The sequence below is a fragment of the Psychrobacter sp. GTC18467 genome (assembly GCF_055397455.1).
In genome coordinates this window covers 583650-598399 of the sequence record NZ_AP038920.1, presented here as the reverse complement: position 1 = coordinate 598399, position 14750 = coordinate 583650, and the positions used below count along the sequence as shown (strand labels likewise).

12 protein-coding genes are annotated in these 14750 nt (G+C 45.1%); 7 read left to right on the top strand and 5 right to left on the bottom strand.

Features of this window, described 5'->3' with window-relative positions:
- Positions 1 to 306: 306 nt before the first annotated feature.
- Positions 307 to 696, top strand: coding sequence for an SCP2 sterol-binding domain-containing protein (locus ACZ5XY_RS02475; protein WP_464742647.1), 390 nt, complete (start codon positions 307 to 309; stop codon positions 694 to 696).
- A gap of 62 nt (positions 697 to 758) precedes the next feature.
- Here the strand turns inward: ACZ5XY_RS02475 and ACZ5XY_RS02470 are convergent, their stop codons facing one another.
- On the bottom strand, positions 759 to 1727 hold the full coding sequence (locus ACZ5XY_RS02470; protein WP_464742645.1) for a hypothetical protein: 969 nt from the start codon (positions 1725 to 1727) through the stop codon (positions 759 to 761).
- A gap of 341 nt (positions 1728 to 2068) precedes the next feature.
- On the opposite strand from ACZ5XY_RS02470, the gene ACZ5XY_RS02465 reads away from it, so the two are divergent.
- Together ACZ5XY_RS02465 and lolD are read left to right on the top strand one after the other, a co-directional pair.
- Positions 2069 to 3304 carry a lipoprotein-releasing ABC transporter permease subunit gene (locus ACZ5XY_RS02465; protein ID WP_464742643.1) on the top strand — a complete coding sequence of 412 codons (1236 nt, stop codon included), beginning with the start codon at positions 2069 to 2071 and terminating at the stop codon, positions 3302 to 3304.
- Between the two features lie 46 nt (positions 3305 to 3350).
- The gene (lolD, locus tag ACZ5XY_RS02460; protein ID WP_464742641.1) at positions 3351 to 4031 is read left to right on the top strand and encodes a lipoprotein-releasing ABC transporter ATP-binding protein LolD; all 681 of its coding nucleotides are present in this window, start codon (positions 3351 to 3353) and stop codon (positions 4029 to 4031) included.
- Between the two features lie 12 nt (positions 4032 to 4043).
- Here lolD and ACZ5XY_RS02455 read toward each other — a convergent pair whose 3' ends face one another.
- Complete coding sequence (locus ACZ5XY_RS02455; protein ID WP_464742639.1) at positions 4044 to 4649, bottom strand: DUF2062 domain-containing protein; 606 nt, start codon at positions 4647 to 4649, stop codon at positions 4044 to 4046.
- 259 nt (positions 4650 to 4908) lie between these two features.
- Between ACZ5XY_RS02455 and ACZ5XY_RS02450 the strand changes: the two genes are divergently transcribed.
- From ACZ5XY_RS02450 to ACZ5XY_RS02435, 4 genes are all read left to right on the top strand, one after another.
- Positions 4909 to 7677, top strand: coding sequence for a ComEC/Rec2 family competence protein (locus ACZ5XY_RS02450; RefSeq protein ID WP_464742637.1), 2769 nt, complete (start codon positions 4909 to 4911; stop codon positions 7675 to 7677).
- A gap of 114 nt (positions 7678 to 7791) precedes the next feature.
- Positions 7792 to 8856, top strand: coding sequence for a signal peptide peptidase SppA (gene sppA, locus ACZ5XY_RS02445; protein WP_464742635.1), 1065 nt, complete (start codon positions 7792 to 7794; stop codon positions 8854 to 8856).
- Between the two features lie 100 nt (positions 8857 to 8956).
- Entirely contained in the window at positions 8957 to 9880 is a 924-nt protein-coding gene (locus ACZ5XY_RS02440) for an alpha/beta fold hydrolase (RefSeq protein ID WP_464742633.1), read from the top strand.
- Positions 9880 to 10638 carry a lysostaphin resistance A-like protein gene (locus ACZ5XY_RS02435; RefSeq protein WP_464742631.1) on the top strand — a complete coding sequence of 253 codons (759 nt, stop codon included), beginning with the start codon at positions 9880 to 9882 and terminating at the stop codon, positions 10636 to 10638. Before ACZ5XY_RS02440 ends, ACZ5XY_RS02435 begins: the two co-directional genes overlap by 1 nt.
- An 8-nt stretch (positions 10639 to 10646) precedes the next feature.
- Here the strand turns inward: ACZ5XY_RS02435 and dusA are convergent, their stop codons facing one another.
- The 3 genes from dusA to ACZ5XY_RS02420 all read right to left on the bottom strand — a co-directional run bounded on the left by dusA (position 10647) and on the right by ACZ5XY_RS02420 (position 14721).
- Positions 10647 to 11609 (bottom strand): tRNA dihydrouridine(20/20a) synthase DusA, encoded by a 963-nt coding sequence (gene dusA / locus ACZ5XY_RS02430; protein ID WP_464743711.1) that lies wholly within the window; start codon positions 11607 to 11609, stop codon positions 10647 to 10649.
- Between the two features lie 67 nt (positions 11610 to 11676).
- Positions 11677 to 12978, bottom strand: a complete 1302-nt coding sequence (locus ACZ5XY_RS02425; RefSeq protein WP_464742629.1) for an MFS transporter — start codon at positions 12976 to 12978, stop codon at positions 11677 to 11679.
- A gap of 81 nt (positions 12979 to 13059) precedes the next feature.
- Positions 13060 to 14721: a phospholipase D family protein gene (locus ACZ5XY_RS02420; protein WP_464743709.1), complete on the bottom strand. Its 1662-nt coding sequence runs from the start codon at positions 14719 to 14721 to the stop codon at positions 13060 to 13062.
- Between the last annotated feature and the right edge of the window lie 29 nt (positions 14722 to 14750).

The following is a 14750-nucleotide window of genomic DNA, read 5'->3' as shown; positions in this document are numbered from 1 at the left end:
ATTCTCATAATTACTTATGATACGCCTATCAATCCCTGATGTTAAGGGAAAATTTCAGTTTCGATTTAAAATTAAAATTGCCTTGCTATCATATCAAATTTAAGTAACATATCAATACAATTAGTAAGGATTTACCAGACAACTCGCCAAACCTTTGAAGTCAAGACGTACCTAAGGTTTGTTGTAATTTGGCAAGAGCGCATGATTTTTGGTATTTTTAAGCGGCAATCCCAGTCATAATAAGCAGCTGACGCCTAAATTTAGGGGGTTGGTTGAACCATAGTTAACATTGATGAGGACATAATAATGGCAGTATTTTTAACCGATGAATGGTTTGCAAAAGCGGAGCAAATTGCTAAAGACACGGGCGAATTGAACTTATCGCCGGCGCTTGCTGATATGAATATCAATTTAAAAGTAACCGATGATCAGGGCGACGTTGAGGCCAATTACAGTCAAGGCTACTTGCACAAAGGTTTTAACGACAATGCCACCACCACCTTAATCCTTGATCGAGATACGCTACAAAGCCTAATTAGTGGCTTTGATGTCAATGAAGTCATGGGCGCATTTATGAGTGGCAAAATCCGCGTTGAAGGCGATATGTCGCAATTGATGGCACTTCAAACCGCCAAACCAAGCAGCGAACAAAAGCAGCTGTTTAAACAAGTTTATGCGATGACCGAAATGGCGTAACCGTTTGAAGTTAAATATAAAAAAGCGTCCAAATATTGTGACGCTTTTTTATTGAGTTGAAACTAGCTGGCTTGCGATTTGGCAGTTTCTTGATTTTCTTTATAAATGGCTGCTTGGAGCCAAATATTGGCTTGAATATAATCGTTGACTTCAATGGCTTGATTGGCTTGGTTGTGAACCGCGCCCATGCGAACGACAAACGGCATGGCATTTGCTTCTCTTAAAATGACCACATCAAACAGCAAAATGCTTTGATCATTAAATTTAGCTTCTTGTTTGCCTAATACCTGACCTTGGCACCAAGCTTCATCCTCTTGACCTAAGGTGTCGCCAAATAAATAGGCGCACATATGACCTAGATTGATTTCAACGGGCGCCATTTGCGCTGAGGTTTCAGGTTGCCAAGCTTTGATTTGGTCTTGAATATCTTCAGGGATCACGCCATCGTTTGCCGCAACGATATCATTAAATGCCCGATGATAGCGAATGGCTTCTTGGTCTTCAACAACGATGACTTCATCTTTGTTGCTCAAGGTGATTTCATGAACCCAAGCGCTAAAATTAACAAAGTAAGTTTCTTGTTGTTGATAAAGATGGCGGTTGACGGTGTAGAGTTGATCAAAGGCATAAATGATGCTGCCGTCTGTAGATTTTAAACGCAACACAGCATCAAGGCTGTTGTCATTGACAATAACGCGCTCAATTTGGCAATGTAAGCCATAAGCTCCATTAATGCAAGGATAGGCATTAATAAAGCGCTCAGGCTTACCCTCTTTCATGGCAAGGACTTGATTGATATGGCAAGGGGCGTTTTCAGACAAGAGTAAACGGTTATCATAAGCGCTGACTTGGTTATTAAGACCTTTTGGCATAACCGCGCGATCAATCATTTGCGACAGCCAATTGGGGACATCTTCGCTGATATCATCGGTCAAAATCCGCCAATGATCAGCGTGACCTACAGTTTGGTCATCGGTTAGCGCCACTTTAGTAGGCGGTTGCACGTTTTTATATTGGTAATTGATGGTCATGAAGTCACTCAAAAATTAAGTCAGCCCAAACGTTTGACGTTAACTGCCATCAAAGTTGGCTATAAAATAGTGGTCAAAAATCCCAAATGTTGCGATCTTACTCAGCTTATATAGGTATGTCGACTGATAATAGCAAGTCTGCTGCCAAAAATAATACCAAAGTGCAGCTTTTGTGCAAAAAGTTTTTGCGAATGATTGGCACAGAACGCGTAAACTGTGTCAAACTGTCCCCATTTTGGCGATGCGCCATCAAAAGCGCCGCCCTCAATAAAAAGCCTGTCAAAATAAGCTGCACCGCTCAATCAGCGGCAATTGGCAGTTATTGGTAAAAGAGTTTGACTATGTTTCGTCCTTTAGCGTTATTTATTGGATTGCGGTACACTCGAGCCGAGCGCAGTAACCGTTTTATTTCCTTTATTTCCCTGATTTCTATGATTGGGCTGACCCTTGGGGTTGCCGTACTTATCACGGTCTTGTCGGTGATGAATGGCTTTGACCGTGAACTAAAAACGCGGATTTTAGGAATGGTGCCGCAAGCAACGGTCATTTCAACCGAGGTCATTAGTGACTGGCAAGGGTTGGCGGCTGAAATTAAAAAAGACCCTGAGGTCAGTGCCGTTGCGCCCTTTATTCAATTGCAAGGGATGCTGACAGCCAATGGTCAAGTTGCCGGAATTATGGTGACGGGTGTTGACCCAAAATATGAAAAAGACGTTTCCATCATTAATAATCATATGACCGAAGGCAGTATTGATACGCTCAAAGGTGGCGATTTTAATATTGTTTTGGGTGAAGAGATGGTGCGCTCATTAGGGCTGCAAGTGGGCGACAAAGTCACGCTGGTGCTTCCTGAGGCATCACCATCACCTGCAGGTGTCATTCCACGGTTTAAACGTTTTACACTGTCCGGCGTGTTTAGTATCAGCCCCGAGGTTGATAGCCTTATGGCATTTATCCCGATGAATGATGCGGCAAAACTGCTCAGACTTCCTGATGGCGCTCAAGGCATTCGCATGAAGCTTGATAATATTTTTAATGCACCAATGGCCGCCCAAAAAGCGGCGCAAATTGCCCCCGACCAGCTTTATCCGAGTGACTGGACGCAAACGCATGGCAATTTGTTTGGCGCGATTCAAATGGAAAAAGCCATGGTCGGCTTATTGCTATTTTTAATCATTTTGGTGGCAGCGTTTAATATCGTTTCAAGCCTTGTGATGCTGGTAACCGATAAAAAAGCGGACATTGCCATTTTAAAAACCTTTGGCGCCTCCCCAAAGCTGATTACCCAAGTATTTATGGTTCAAGGCGTGGTCATTGGCGTGATTGGAACGGTTGCCGGAACGATTTTGGGGGTGATTTTTGCCCTGACCATCAGTGATATTTTAGGCTTTATCAACCAAAGTTTTGGGCTGCATTTATTTGATGCCTATTTTATCAACTATTTGCCCTCGCAACTGCGCGCGCTTGATGTGGTGCTGATTACCACCGCCTCGTTTGTTTTAAGCTTTTTGGCAACCATTTATCCGGCGCGCCGAGCCGCAAAAATTCAGCCGGCGCAAACGCTGCGCTATGAGTAATTTGGGCTTAGAAATTAATAAGATTATCTAAAAAAAAGAGGTTGCTATGAGCGCCATTTTAACGGCTACCAATATCAGCAAAGTCTATGATGAGGGCAAAGTTCATACCCAAGTGTTGACCGGTCTTGATTTAACGGTCAACGCCGGCGAGCGCATCGCGATTGTTGGTACGAGTGGTTCAGGAAAAAGCACCTTGCTGCATTTGCTTGGTGGTCTTGATACCCCAACCAGCGGTGAGGTTTGGCTTCACGGTCAATGCTTAAATAAAATGAACGAAACTGAGCGCGGGGCGATGCGCAATCAGTATTTGGGATTTATTTATCAGTTTCACCATTTATTGGCCGAGTTTACTGCCGTTGAAAACGTTGCCATGCCGCTGCTGATGCGACCAAAGGTGAGCGTGGATAGCGCCCGTAAACAGGCGATTGATTTGCTTGAAAAAGTTGGTCTTGGTCATAGACTTGACCATAGACCCGGCGAGCTGTCGGGTGGTGAGCGTCAGCGTGTTGCTATTGCGCGCGCCCTTGTGACCAAGCCGTCGCTTATTTTAGCCGATGAGCCAACCGGAAACTTGGATTATGACAACGCTCAAAGCGTATTTGGGTTATTGTCCGAGCTACAAAGCACCATGCAAACTGCGCTTTTGATGGTGACTCATGACAGAGGTCTTGCCGAGCTTGCCGACCGCCAGCTGTTATTAAGAAATGGTCACTGGGAGTCTTACTAATGGTTTAATGGGCTAATCATTTAACTGGCGCTTATCGTTTTTTAATTTTCGCGATAAGCGCTTTTTTTCTTCAAATTGCCGTTTTTGCCACGTGACGACAGTTCGATAACGCCAGATGGCATTAAAGGCAAGCCCGCAGATGATGCTAGTCACAATGGCAAGCAATACCAGCCCTAGGCAGAACGCTGCAATGGATACCGAACCTTGGTAAGTGACAAAAGGGTTTGTGCCGTCAGCCAAAATCCACAAGCTAAAATCTGAAATCATCCGCCCAATGAGGCGCAGGCTAATCATCGGCTCGCCTAAGATGGTCGCGCCCACATAATACGCAGCATAAAATACCGGCAAAGTCGTCACCGGATTGGTAATCCACGTTAAACCAAGCGCCATCGGCACATTGGCCCGAAAAATCAGCGCACCAATAAGTGCCAGCAGCATCTGCCCCGGCAATGGGAAAAAAGCGCTTAATACGCCGATATAAACGGCTTTATTCAGGCTTTTGCGGTTAAATTGCCAAAGCCTTGCATCGGCTAAATGCGGCGCAAAGTACTTTAAGGATCGGCTTTCCATCAGCTTTTCAGGTGTCGGAAGCATGGCTTTAAGGCGTTTTTTGGGCATGAATTGTCTTAACTTGCTGGTATGAATGATAAAAACTGGCTAGAAAATCAATAAAGTAGGCAATTTTAATGATTAGACTCAGTATAAGATAATATGCCTTTGAAAGCTATGCGCCTAATAAAAAGTGCTCGACTTTTTGTTGATAATTGTCTATAAATAGCTGTTTTGAGCCTTTATTAATGCCAATAGTAGCAAGCGGTTAATAATCAAGGCAAAGGGGTAATTAATAAGAGCTATCAATGATGGCTAAGGGGCGCGCTTGTTTTGGTTATTAGGAATCGCCTTATTAGCAGTCATGCTCGCGGCACTCAGTGCGGCTACAGATATTGGCGTTCCTGAAAGTGTTTGGCTTGGTACGATAGCGCCGTCAGTATTGCCGATCATTGGTATTGCAATTGCTTTAATAATGATGATTTTGCAATATCGTAAGCCATTGAGTGTTTGTCGTGCTGATAAAAGCCAAAGGCTTTTAGTGTTAGGTCAAAAAATCGTGCAGATTGGGCTTGCGATATTGCTCATAGTAATCAGCATTTTGCAAGTTATCCACCATCATCAATCCGCCCAGCAGCGGCAAATCACTCAAAGCCATCGTGTTCAGGCGTTAGTCCGAATTGAAGCGCTGAGCGATAGCGTCATGACCGAGGACACCGGCTATCGGCAAGCGGCAGTCATTGAAGCCATGCTGCCAATGACAAAAAAATTATCGTCAACTGAGCTGAATCAATTGGCAAAGCACGCCCTTGATGACAATTCACTTTGGCAAGCCAATAGTTTAGCCGAACCAAAGCGCGTGCTCCTGCAAGCTTATCCTCAACCTAATCAGCCTGTAAAATCATCAAAGCCAACATCGAAGTTTTTATCAAATTTGCAAAAAAAACGCCAAAATGACGGGGATAATCTTGCCGAAAAACTCAATGCGTTAATGCCAAACGAGCGCCGGTTAATGACTTTGACCATTAAGCCTTTAGAACAATCAAACGAGGCGACGTCAGGGTTTGACAGCTATCGTTGGCTGCGCTCGCGGCATATTGATGGCACAGCGCAAATTCAAGCGGTCAGTGAGTTGACGATTACAAATTGGCAACCGTCAACCGATGAGGGGTTTTTACAACAATTTCGCCAAACTATTAATCAAGGTCGCTTTAAACTGCGCGAGCATTTCTACCAAGGTTGGGATACGTTCTCAAAAGAGCAGCAGCAAGCGCGGGCGGTGACCTTAAGCTTACTGACCGGCGACCGCAGTTTAATTCATCGTGATACCAAAGAGTTATACCAAATTGCAGGGATTTCGCATCTGCTTGCCATCTCAGGAGCGCACGTGTTGTTTTTGGCGCTGATTTTAGCGGCAATGGTGAGCAAATTAATTGAGCGCTTTTGGACACAAGGCTATCAGCGACTATCAAGGTGGCAATGGCGGTTTTTGGTGATGGTTGCCGCTGCCTTTTTATATGCGCTATTTACTGGCTTTGATGTTCCGGCAGCAAGAACGGCTTGGACGCTGCTTTTGGTAGGATTGGTTCGCTTGACGCTGCTGCCCATCTCAACGCGGCAAGTGCTCTTAGCGCTTGCGGTCGTGATGGCTTGGTTTGACCCTTTGATGCTTTGGCAAGCCGGCTATTGGTTGTCATTTATTGCGGTGGCACTGTTATTGGCTTATGAGGAAAAACGGGCGAAAATACAATCTGGGGACACTATTTATTCAGCTTGGCGTAACCGAACTTGGCAAGCCTTTATAAGTTTATTCAAGCTGCAAGGTTGGCTGTTTTTGGCGCTATTGCCTGTTACGCTGATTTTATTTAATAAGGTGTCGCTTTGGGGATTGGTAGTTAATCTATTTGCCATTGGTTTGTTTGGTTGGCTATTGGTGCCGCTCAATTTATTGGCAGGGGTGGTTTATTTAGTATCACCTGCCGCCGCCGACCAGATTTGGCAACTCATCACTCAAATGCTGATACAGCTTCATCAGCTTATTGCTTGGCTAACGGAACTTGGTGGGGCAAAGCAAGCTTGGCTGACCACTGCCATGACGCCAAGTTTGCTGCTGATTACAGTTTTGCTATTGCTGCCTTGGCTGCTGCCGCGCGGTCTGATTGGTCGTTATTTGGCAATTCCGCCGTTATTTTTGTTAATAATGACGGTCAGTGCGCAAAATCAAGCGCTGCTATCGACGCCGACCTTATATGTTTTGCCGACAGGCGATACTTTAATAAGCGCCGCTTTGTTGCAGTATCCAGTAGTATCAAAAGATGATTCTACGCGCCAAATCAGTTGGCTTATTTTGGCTGACCATCGAGCCATTGACAATAAGTCTTGGCAATCGCGACCAAGTCAGTTAAGCGCCGAAGTGCTTAGCGCCACTTTAACGGACAATTTACAGCGGTTAAATATTTCGCGTCTTGATGGTTTGGTGGTTCAATCAGCGGCGGCTCACGTTGAATTATCAGCGCAAAGCTCGTTGCCATTATTACCTGCCGTTGCTGCAAAATTAAGTGAGCAACTCATTATCCATAATTATTGGCAAGCTGGCATGATTAATGATTTGCCAAAAGGCGCAATCACTGCTCAAGGCTGCCAGTCGGGAAAAGTTTGGCAAGCAGATGGTAGCGTTAGCTTAACAGATAGCCCAATTCGCATTGAAGCGCTGACAGGTTGGCTTGAAATTAACGATAGCCGAGTTTGGGATTGTAGTATTCAAATTAGTAGTCAAGCTGCCATTGAAATTGTTTATTTCAACTTAGCAAATCCTAAAACATCGCCAAAAGCTGCGCTGCAAATGCGTAATTCGAGCGCTACTAACCGCCAAGCCAAAGCGTATCAGCTCATTTTAGACGGCAGCCGACATCCTTATCACTGGCAACTTTGGGAGCTGCTTTGCCCCAATCAAGCTCATTATGAGGGCAAAAGTGTTTGGGTAGGGCACAGCCGCTCACAAACTTCTTCTGAAACCTTGAACAAATTAGCCATTGGTTCAGCAGTGACTTATGATAGAAAGCCATTTGAAGCTGCGTTGACCATGTTGCCACCTTAGGTATTTTTTGTGATGATTAAAAAGATTTCACCGTTTCGCTATTGAACCTGTCTTGAATTGTCACCATACTGATTGACAATTTTGTTTTTTTTACTGATTTTTTTAGGAAAATTTATGCCGAACTGGCCACCTGACCCTAACAAACGCCCCGATGACGTTAATAATACCAATAACAATTTGCAGCCCGTTGCTGCGCCGCCAAGTGGTCAAGAGTGGCGGTTGATTGAGAAAACCTTGCTGGCAAGCGTTGAGGAGCAGCGCCGCGCTCGGCGTTGGGGAATATTTTTTAAACTTTTGACCTTTGGTTATATTTTATTGATATTTTTGACCCTTGGTCGCGGTTGCAGCAGCCCAAAAGCAGGCGGGTTCGACAGCTTCGGCGGCGACAATGCTCAGCCGCATTTGGCGGTGGTCGATTTGCAAGGCACAATCAGCAGCGGCGACCCTGCCAATGCCTATGATATCAATAAAGCGCTGACAAGGGCGTTTGAAAACCCCAATTCAAAAGCGGTTGCTTTGGATATTAACTCCCCCGGCGGCTCACCGGTTCAGTCCGATGAAATTTGGCAAACGATGATGCAGCTTAAAAAAGAATACCCTAAGAAAAAACTGTATGCCGTTATTGGCGATATGGGGGCATCGGGCGCGTATTATATCGCCTCAGCGGCTGATGAAATTTATGTCAATCCCTCAAGCTTGGTCGGCTCCATTGGTGTGATTATGCCAAGCTATAATATTGAAGGTTTGATGGATAAAGTCGGCGTCAAAGACCGAACCATCACCGCTGGCGAGTATAAAGACATTTTAAGCTTGTCGCGACCATTGACAGAGTATGAAGAAAAACACGTCGAATCGGTGCTTGCCAATACCCATAAGCACTTTATTAATGCGGTCAAACAAGGTCGCGGTAACCGGCTGAAAAACCCTGAAGAAAATAAACTATTTTCAGGGCTGTTTTGGACCGGCGAGCAGTCGATTGCGTTGGGACTTGCGGATAAAACCGGCAGCATCTCAAGCCTTGAGCGCCAATTAAAGCTGGACAATGTGGTGAATTATACGCCGATGGATCCATTTCAATTGTTTATGGATCGTTTTGCGGTAAAAATGGGCTCAGGGTTTGGGGCAAATTTAAGCCTTGATGTGTTGCCAAAGGAAGACAATAACGCGCAAATGCGTTAACTTGCGATGTTTCAATCTAAGTTGCCGTCAAAATAAATTTGGCGGCAGGCTTATTATTGCCAAATTTTAATAAACAATTCACGGATGAAAAAGAGTAGTTATGACGATTGACCCTCAAAGCTTTGCCAATCTGCCCAAATCAAAACTCACCCAAAAGCCAGTGCTACATTTTGCTCACGCCAATGGCATGCCCAGTGCCGTTTACGTGGAAGCTGGATTTTTTGAGGCGTTTGAGCCGTTTTTTACCATTGAGCGCATTGCCATGCTCGGCGCAACGCCCGATTATCCCGTAGACAACCACTGGAAAAGTCTTACTCAGCAAGTGATTGACAGTATTGAAAGCGCTTGCCAAAAGCATGGCGTGGATACGGTCGTTGTCGTTGGTCATTCGCTTGGCGCCATGTGTTCGCTGCAATCCTTGTACCGAGCGCCCAATCGCGTGAGCCAAGCGGTACTTTTAGATCCGCCTTGGATTTATGGTCATAAAAGCTTGGTTTGGCATTTGGCAAAAACTCTTGACCGTCTGCCGCTGATGAACCACCGCTTAATGGACAAAATATCGCCGTCAGGAATTTCAAAATACCGCCGCGACGTTTGGGACAGCCGTGACGATGCTTATCAAAAACTGCGTCACAAAGCCTTTTTTAAAGACTTTACCGACGAAAGTTTTCAAGGCTATATCAATCACGGGTTAGAGGAGCGCGCCGACGGCAAAGTCACCCTTGCAATTCCAAAGGCAAATGAAGTGGCGATATTTCGAACCAACCCTTCATGGTATTGGCTGACCCCAAATAAAGCGCCAAAGCCGCCGGTTAAGCTGATTATTGGTGAAGACAGCGTCTTTTTTAAGCAAAAGTTTCCACAAAAAATGAATGCAAGGCTAAAAATCCCTTTTGAAACCCACGCCGGCGGTCACATGTTCCCGCTTGAGTATCCAAAATCGGTCTCAAAGCGCGTCCTTGAAATTTTAGCCTCACAAAGTGCCGCTACAAATAAAAACCGCGCTGATCTGGAATCTGCTTGATGAGTGGTTCGCCATCAGCGGCAGATATAGCACCGCCAAAGCCTTTGTTTTCAAGGTTTGGCGTCATTGGGCTGATTGTTGCAACAATCATTTTGTTTTTTGTCACCCAAACGGCAAGTGTATTTTTGGCAGGGAAGTGGCTACTGACAAACTCAGCTCACTTAGCTTGGGATGAGGTGCTGTTTTTAGGAAGCAGTAACGGTACGGTGGTGAGTGCTTCCATCGTTATCAGCGCGCTGATATTAACCTTGCTGATTTGGCTGATTTTAAAATTAAAAAAGCAGTCCGTTGGCGATTATCTGGCGCTAAAGCCTTTTAATCTTAAAGTTGCCATTGCCATGATTGGCATTTTGCTGCTCTTTATGATTGGCAGTCAAGCGTTGACTTATCTGCTTGATAAAGCGCCGCTTGATTTCGTTGACCCGTTATTTTCCTCAGTCAATTCGGTTTGGCTGTTGGTCATAGTGATGGTGGTGGTTGCGCCCATTTATGAAGAGTTGGTATTTCGCGGGCTGCTTTGGTCAGCCATTAACGAGCAGTTTGAAGCGCCGCGCGGCTTGGTTATTTCAAGTTTGGTGACCAGTGTTATTTTTGCGCTGATTCATTTGCAATACGGCATTTATGAGATGAGCACCATTGTAATTTTAGCGCTGATTTTTTGTTTGGCACGCATTAAATCCGGCTCGCTGCTGTTGCCGATGCTGCTGCATATCATCAATAACGGCGCGGCAATGCTACAATATTTGCAGCAAGCCTAACCTTACAATTAAGCGTCCGGATTAAGCGCCAACACGTCATCCGCCGCACTTTTAATATCAGCAATCGTCAGCTTTGGCTTGCCGCTTAAGGCTTGTCGCCATTTACGAGCGCCCGTTAACCCTTGAAACAATCCTAAATAATGGCGAGCCATGGTGGCAAGAACTTCGCCTTCTGCCACTTTTGACTCTAAATACGGATAAAGCTTGGTTAAAATCTCGGAGCGCGTTGGGATAGGCTCACCCCATAAGCGGTTAGCCTCGGCAAGCAAATACGGGTTATGATAAAAGGCGCGACCAATCATGACCCCGTCAACGTGGTTTAAATGAGCTTTAATATCCTCAATCGTTTCAATACCGCCGTTGATTTCAATCTTAAGTTCCGGAAACTCTTGCTTTAAGCGGTAAACTTCCTCGTAACGCAGCGGCGGGATTTCGCGGTTTTGTTTGGGGCTTAAGCCTTGCAGCCAAGCGGTTCTGGCATGAACGATAAAATGCTGACAGCCGGCACTGGCAACCGTTGCCACAAAATCGCGCATAAACTCATAACTGTCAAAGTGGTCAATGCCAATGCGGTGCTTGACGGTCACCGGAATATCAACTGCTGCCTGCATGTCTTTAACCAAATTGGCAACCGTTTTTGGCTCTGCCATAAGACAAGCGCCAATTTTATTGTGCTGAACGCGGTCGGAGGGGCAGCCGACATTGATATTGACCTCATCAAAGCCGTAATTTTGAGCAATAACGGCGCATTCGGTCATCTCGCTACAATCCGCGCCGCCAAGCTGCAATACAAGGGGGTGCTCAAGAGTATCAAAACGCAAATGCCGCGCCCGACTGCCCTTTAAAATCGCACCGGTGCTGATCATTTCGGTATAAAGTATCACGTTTGGGTTAAACAGCCGTGCAAAATAGCGAAAATCAGCCGTTGTCCAATCAATCATTGGGGCAATTGATAGGCGCTTTTGGGACATGAGCATGAACGGGATACCTTACATATTTGATTAAATTTTAAAATTGGCAAGCGAAAGTTAAGACTTTTTAATCATTAATGACTTCATTAATCCGCTTAAATTCTGGCAATTGATAAAAATAAAGCCCCATAATGACGCCAATCGCGCCGATAAATACCATATAAAGTGCAGGAGCAAACGCTAAAAATAACGCCGCATAGCCCAAAAAGAATGGCACAACACCGCCAATCACGCCATACATCACATTATAGGAGATGGCAAGACCGGTTAAGCGAACGTTGGTTGGGAATAATTGCACTAAAATTGCCGGAACCATGCCCACGATGCCGGCAAAAAAACCAAGCAGGGCATACATGATCAACACATAATCGCCGCCGGACTGTAAATGGTAATAAAACACAATAGCTTGAACAATCAGCAGCGCTGAGCCGATAATGAGTACTTTACCATAATTTTGATAGTTCGAAATCAGCCCATAAAATACGCAGCCAAAGATCATGAACACAATGCCTAAGCTGTGGGCGAAACCGAATAAGTCACTATCGATGGTAAAGCCAATTTCAATTAAATCAGGAAGCAGCAGCACCACCACGGTGGTAATACTTGAAATGACCATGGTAAGCATCATCGCAATAAATACTGACTGACCGCAGTGCTTAAACAATAACTTGATAGGTTTAGAAGGGGATTTTCGCTCTCGAATCAATGCTTCAAAAAACGGCGTTTCATTGATAAATCGCCAAGCGACAAGCGGCAAAAAGCTCAGCACCGCTGCCACGATAAAAGGCAGCCGCCAACCATTCACCATCAGTTGTTCAGGGGTCATGGTGCCCGTTAGCCAGGTAAAAAACAGATTAGAAAAGAGCACCCCAACAAAAAAACTGGCGGTCACATAGCTACAACCGAGTGATAAATATTGCCGAGGGACGTGTTCTGCCACAAAAATCCAAGCCAGCGGTACAAATACCCCAAACGCCATGCCCTGAATCAGCCGCAAAATAATAAATAAACAGGACGCAGCAACGCCCCATTGCGCAAACGTCGGCAAGCAAGCCATGGCAAGCATACTAAAAGCCGTCACCAAAATACTGATGAGCAAAATGGGTTTGCGACCTTTAATGTCACCAAAGCGGCTGAAAATCACCCCGCCAAGCGGTCTTGCCAAATAACCTACCGCAAATAAAGCTAGGCTTTGCAGTTTCGCAAACCGCGCTTCTGCGATAATTGGAAATAAGGCGGCTGAAACGATATCCGCCATATATAAATAAATCAAAAAGTCGAAAAAAGCCACGGCGCTGCTAAAACAAACAAACATCACCATGTTTTTGTCTTTGGAGGACATTAAGGCATATTGAGATCGAGAAGGCATAATAAATCACACATCCAAAAAGCAGCTAAGTGCAACATAACCCCAGTTAAGTAAGTAACATGAGTTCAATCCATCAAGCGACTACAGCAGCCAATCAATGGGCAGCCATGACATGATGCTCAGCCAAAGATGGTCAATCAAATCCACTTGCGGTTCGGCGTCATAGACCACTTGACGACCATGTTCAATCGTGTGCCATTTTAATTGACCGTCAGCGGCAAGCTTTACTTCATAAGCCTGATTGAGCAAATCATTGCTGAGCGCCTCGTGCAACTGCCGCGCCAAATCGTCATCATTAATGACAACCCCCATTTCGGTATTGATATTAGCCGAGCGCGGGTCGACATTATAAGAGCCAATAAATACTTGATGGTCATCAACGGCAAAGGTTTTGGCATGAAGGCTCGTTGACGATTGACTGCGCGCTTTCCAAAGCTTGTTTTCACGTTTTTCTTCACTTGCTGTTGATTTTAGCTCATAGATTTTGATGCCGGCTTGCAAAAGTTTGGGTCGCCATTGACTATATCCTGAATGAACCGCGGTCACATCGGTGGCGTCAAATGAGTTGGTCAAAATCTTAATTTTAATGCCTTTATTGGCAAGCTGAATTAAAGTATTCACCCCATTTTTGGTGGGAACAAAGTAAGAAGAAATAATCGTCAGCTCTTTGGAGGGTCGCCCAAGCAGCGTTCGCAGCTGATGAACTAAGTTAGTTTCCACCGGCGCGCTTTTGGTCAATTTACCAACGTCATCACTTAAAAACTGCATGTCCGTCCAGCGAAATGGCACTTGTTTGTTAATCAAATCCTTATCAATGGAGGAGTCTTCAATTGCCGTTTTATAAACCTTTAAGTTGTTTTTGCCGCTATTTTGTTGCGCCTCGCCAAGCTTATCAAGCCCTACCAAAAAATCCTTAGGGGCATTGGACTTTGGTTCTGCAAGCGTTTCAATATCAAAAGAAATCGGCGCTGACCAGTAGCTATTAAAGCTGTTATCAATATCCGTGACGACTTTGCCAATGAGCATCACGTCCAAATCGGCAAATTGGCTTTTTTGGTCGTTGCTGAGATATTCATTGCCAATATTGCGACCGCCGATGATGGTAATTTGCCGGTCAAAGGTCATGCTTTTATTGTGCATTCGCCGATTGATTCGTGGCAGTCCAGTTAAATAGTTCAGCGTTTGAAATTTGCGGTGCATAAGCGGATTAATAATGCGAACGGCAATATTTGGGTGGCGTGCAAAGCGCAGCAACTGTTGGTCAAAATCGGCGTTGTTATTAAAATCATCAAGCAGCAATCGAACGATGACGCCGCGCTCCGCTGCCTCCCATAAGTCTTTAAGCAGCAATTGCCCCGACTGGTCATCGTGCCAAATATAGTATTGAACATCGATATTTTTGGTTGCCATTGCCGTCAAAATACTTCGCGCCGCAAATGCATTCGCGCCGGTGACGATGGGGTAATAGCCGGATAAGTCAGGGTGGATGTTATTTTGTTCGCTGATGGCAGCCACAAGGTCGGTATTATTGCTCTTGACTGAGCTTTGAGCTATCCCTTTTTTTGCACTAGGTAAAGCAGCATCACCTTGATAAAGCGCCTCAGCTCTTGCCGATAAGGCGATACTTTTAGGCAAATGCGGCTCTTTAGGCAGCACTTGGCAGCCGCTCAAATTTGCCCCAAGTAAGAGCAGCAGAAGAAGCGCCAAGCAGTGCCAAAGTCGATTTAAGACGGAGTAGAGCATCGACATGAAAACTTACCTTTTTACTTGGG

Bases quoted from the DNA above. Each gene is read 5' to 3' on its own strand.
- ACZ5XY_RS02475 (WP_464742647.1), top strand. From the start codon at position 307: ATGGCAGTATTTTTAACCGATGAATGGTTTGCAAAAGCGGAGCAAATT.
- ACZ5XY_RS02470 (WP_464742645.1), bottom strand. From the start codon at position 1,727: ATGACCATCAATTACCAATATAAAAACGTGCAACCGCCTACTAAAGTG.
- ACZ5XY_RS02465 (WP_464742643.1), top strand. From the start codon at position 2,069: ATGTTTCGTCCTTTAGCGTTATTTATTGGATTGCGGTACACTCGAGCC.
- lolD (WP_464742641.1), top strand. From the start codon at position 3,351: ATGAGCGCCATTTTAACGGCTACCAATATCAGCAAAGTCTATGATGAG.
- ACZ5XY_RS02455 (WP_464742639.1), bottom strand. From the start codon at position 4,649: ATGCCCAAAAAACGCCTTAAAGCCATGCTTCCGACACCTGAAAAGCTG.
- sppA (WP_464742635.1), top strand. From the start codon at position 7,792: ATGCCGAACTGGCCACCTGACCCTAACAAACGCCCCGATGACGTTAAT.
- ACZ5XY_RS02440 (WP_464742633.1), top strand. From the start codon at position 8,957: ATGACGATTGACCCTCAAAGCTTTGCCAATCTGCCCAAATCAAAACTC.
- ACZ5XY_RS02435 (WP_464742631.1), top strand. From the start codon at position 9,880: ATGAGTGGTTCGCCATCAGCGGCAGATATAGCACCGCCAAAGCCTTTG.
- dusA (WP_464743711.1), bottom strand. From the start codon at position 11,609: ATGTCCCAAAAGCGCCTATCAATTGCCCCAATGATTGATTGGACAACG.
- ACZ5XY_RS02425 (WP_464742629.1), bottom strand. From the start codon at position 12,978: ATGCCTTCTCGATCTCAATATGCCTTAATGTCCTCCAAAGACAAAAAC.
- ACZ5XY_RS02420 (WP_464743709.1), bottom strand. From the start codon at position 14,721: ATGCTCTACTCCGTCTTAAATCGACTTTGGCACTGCTTGGCGCTTCTT.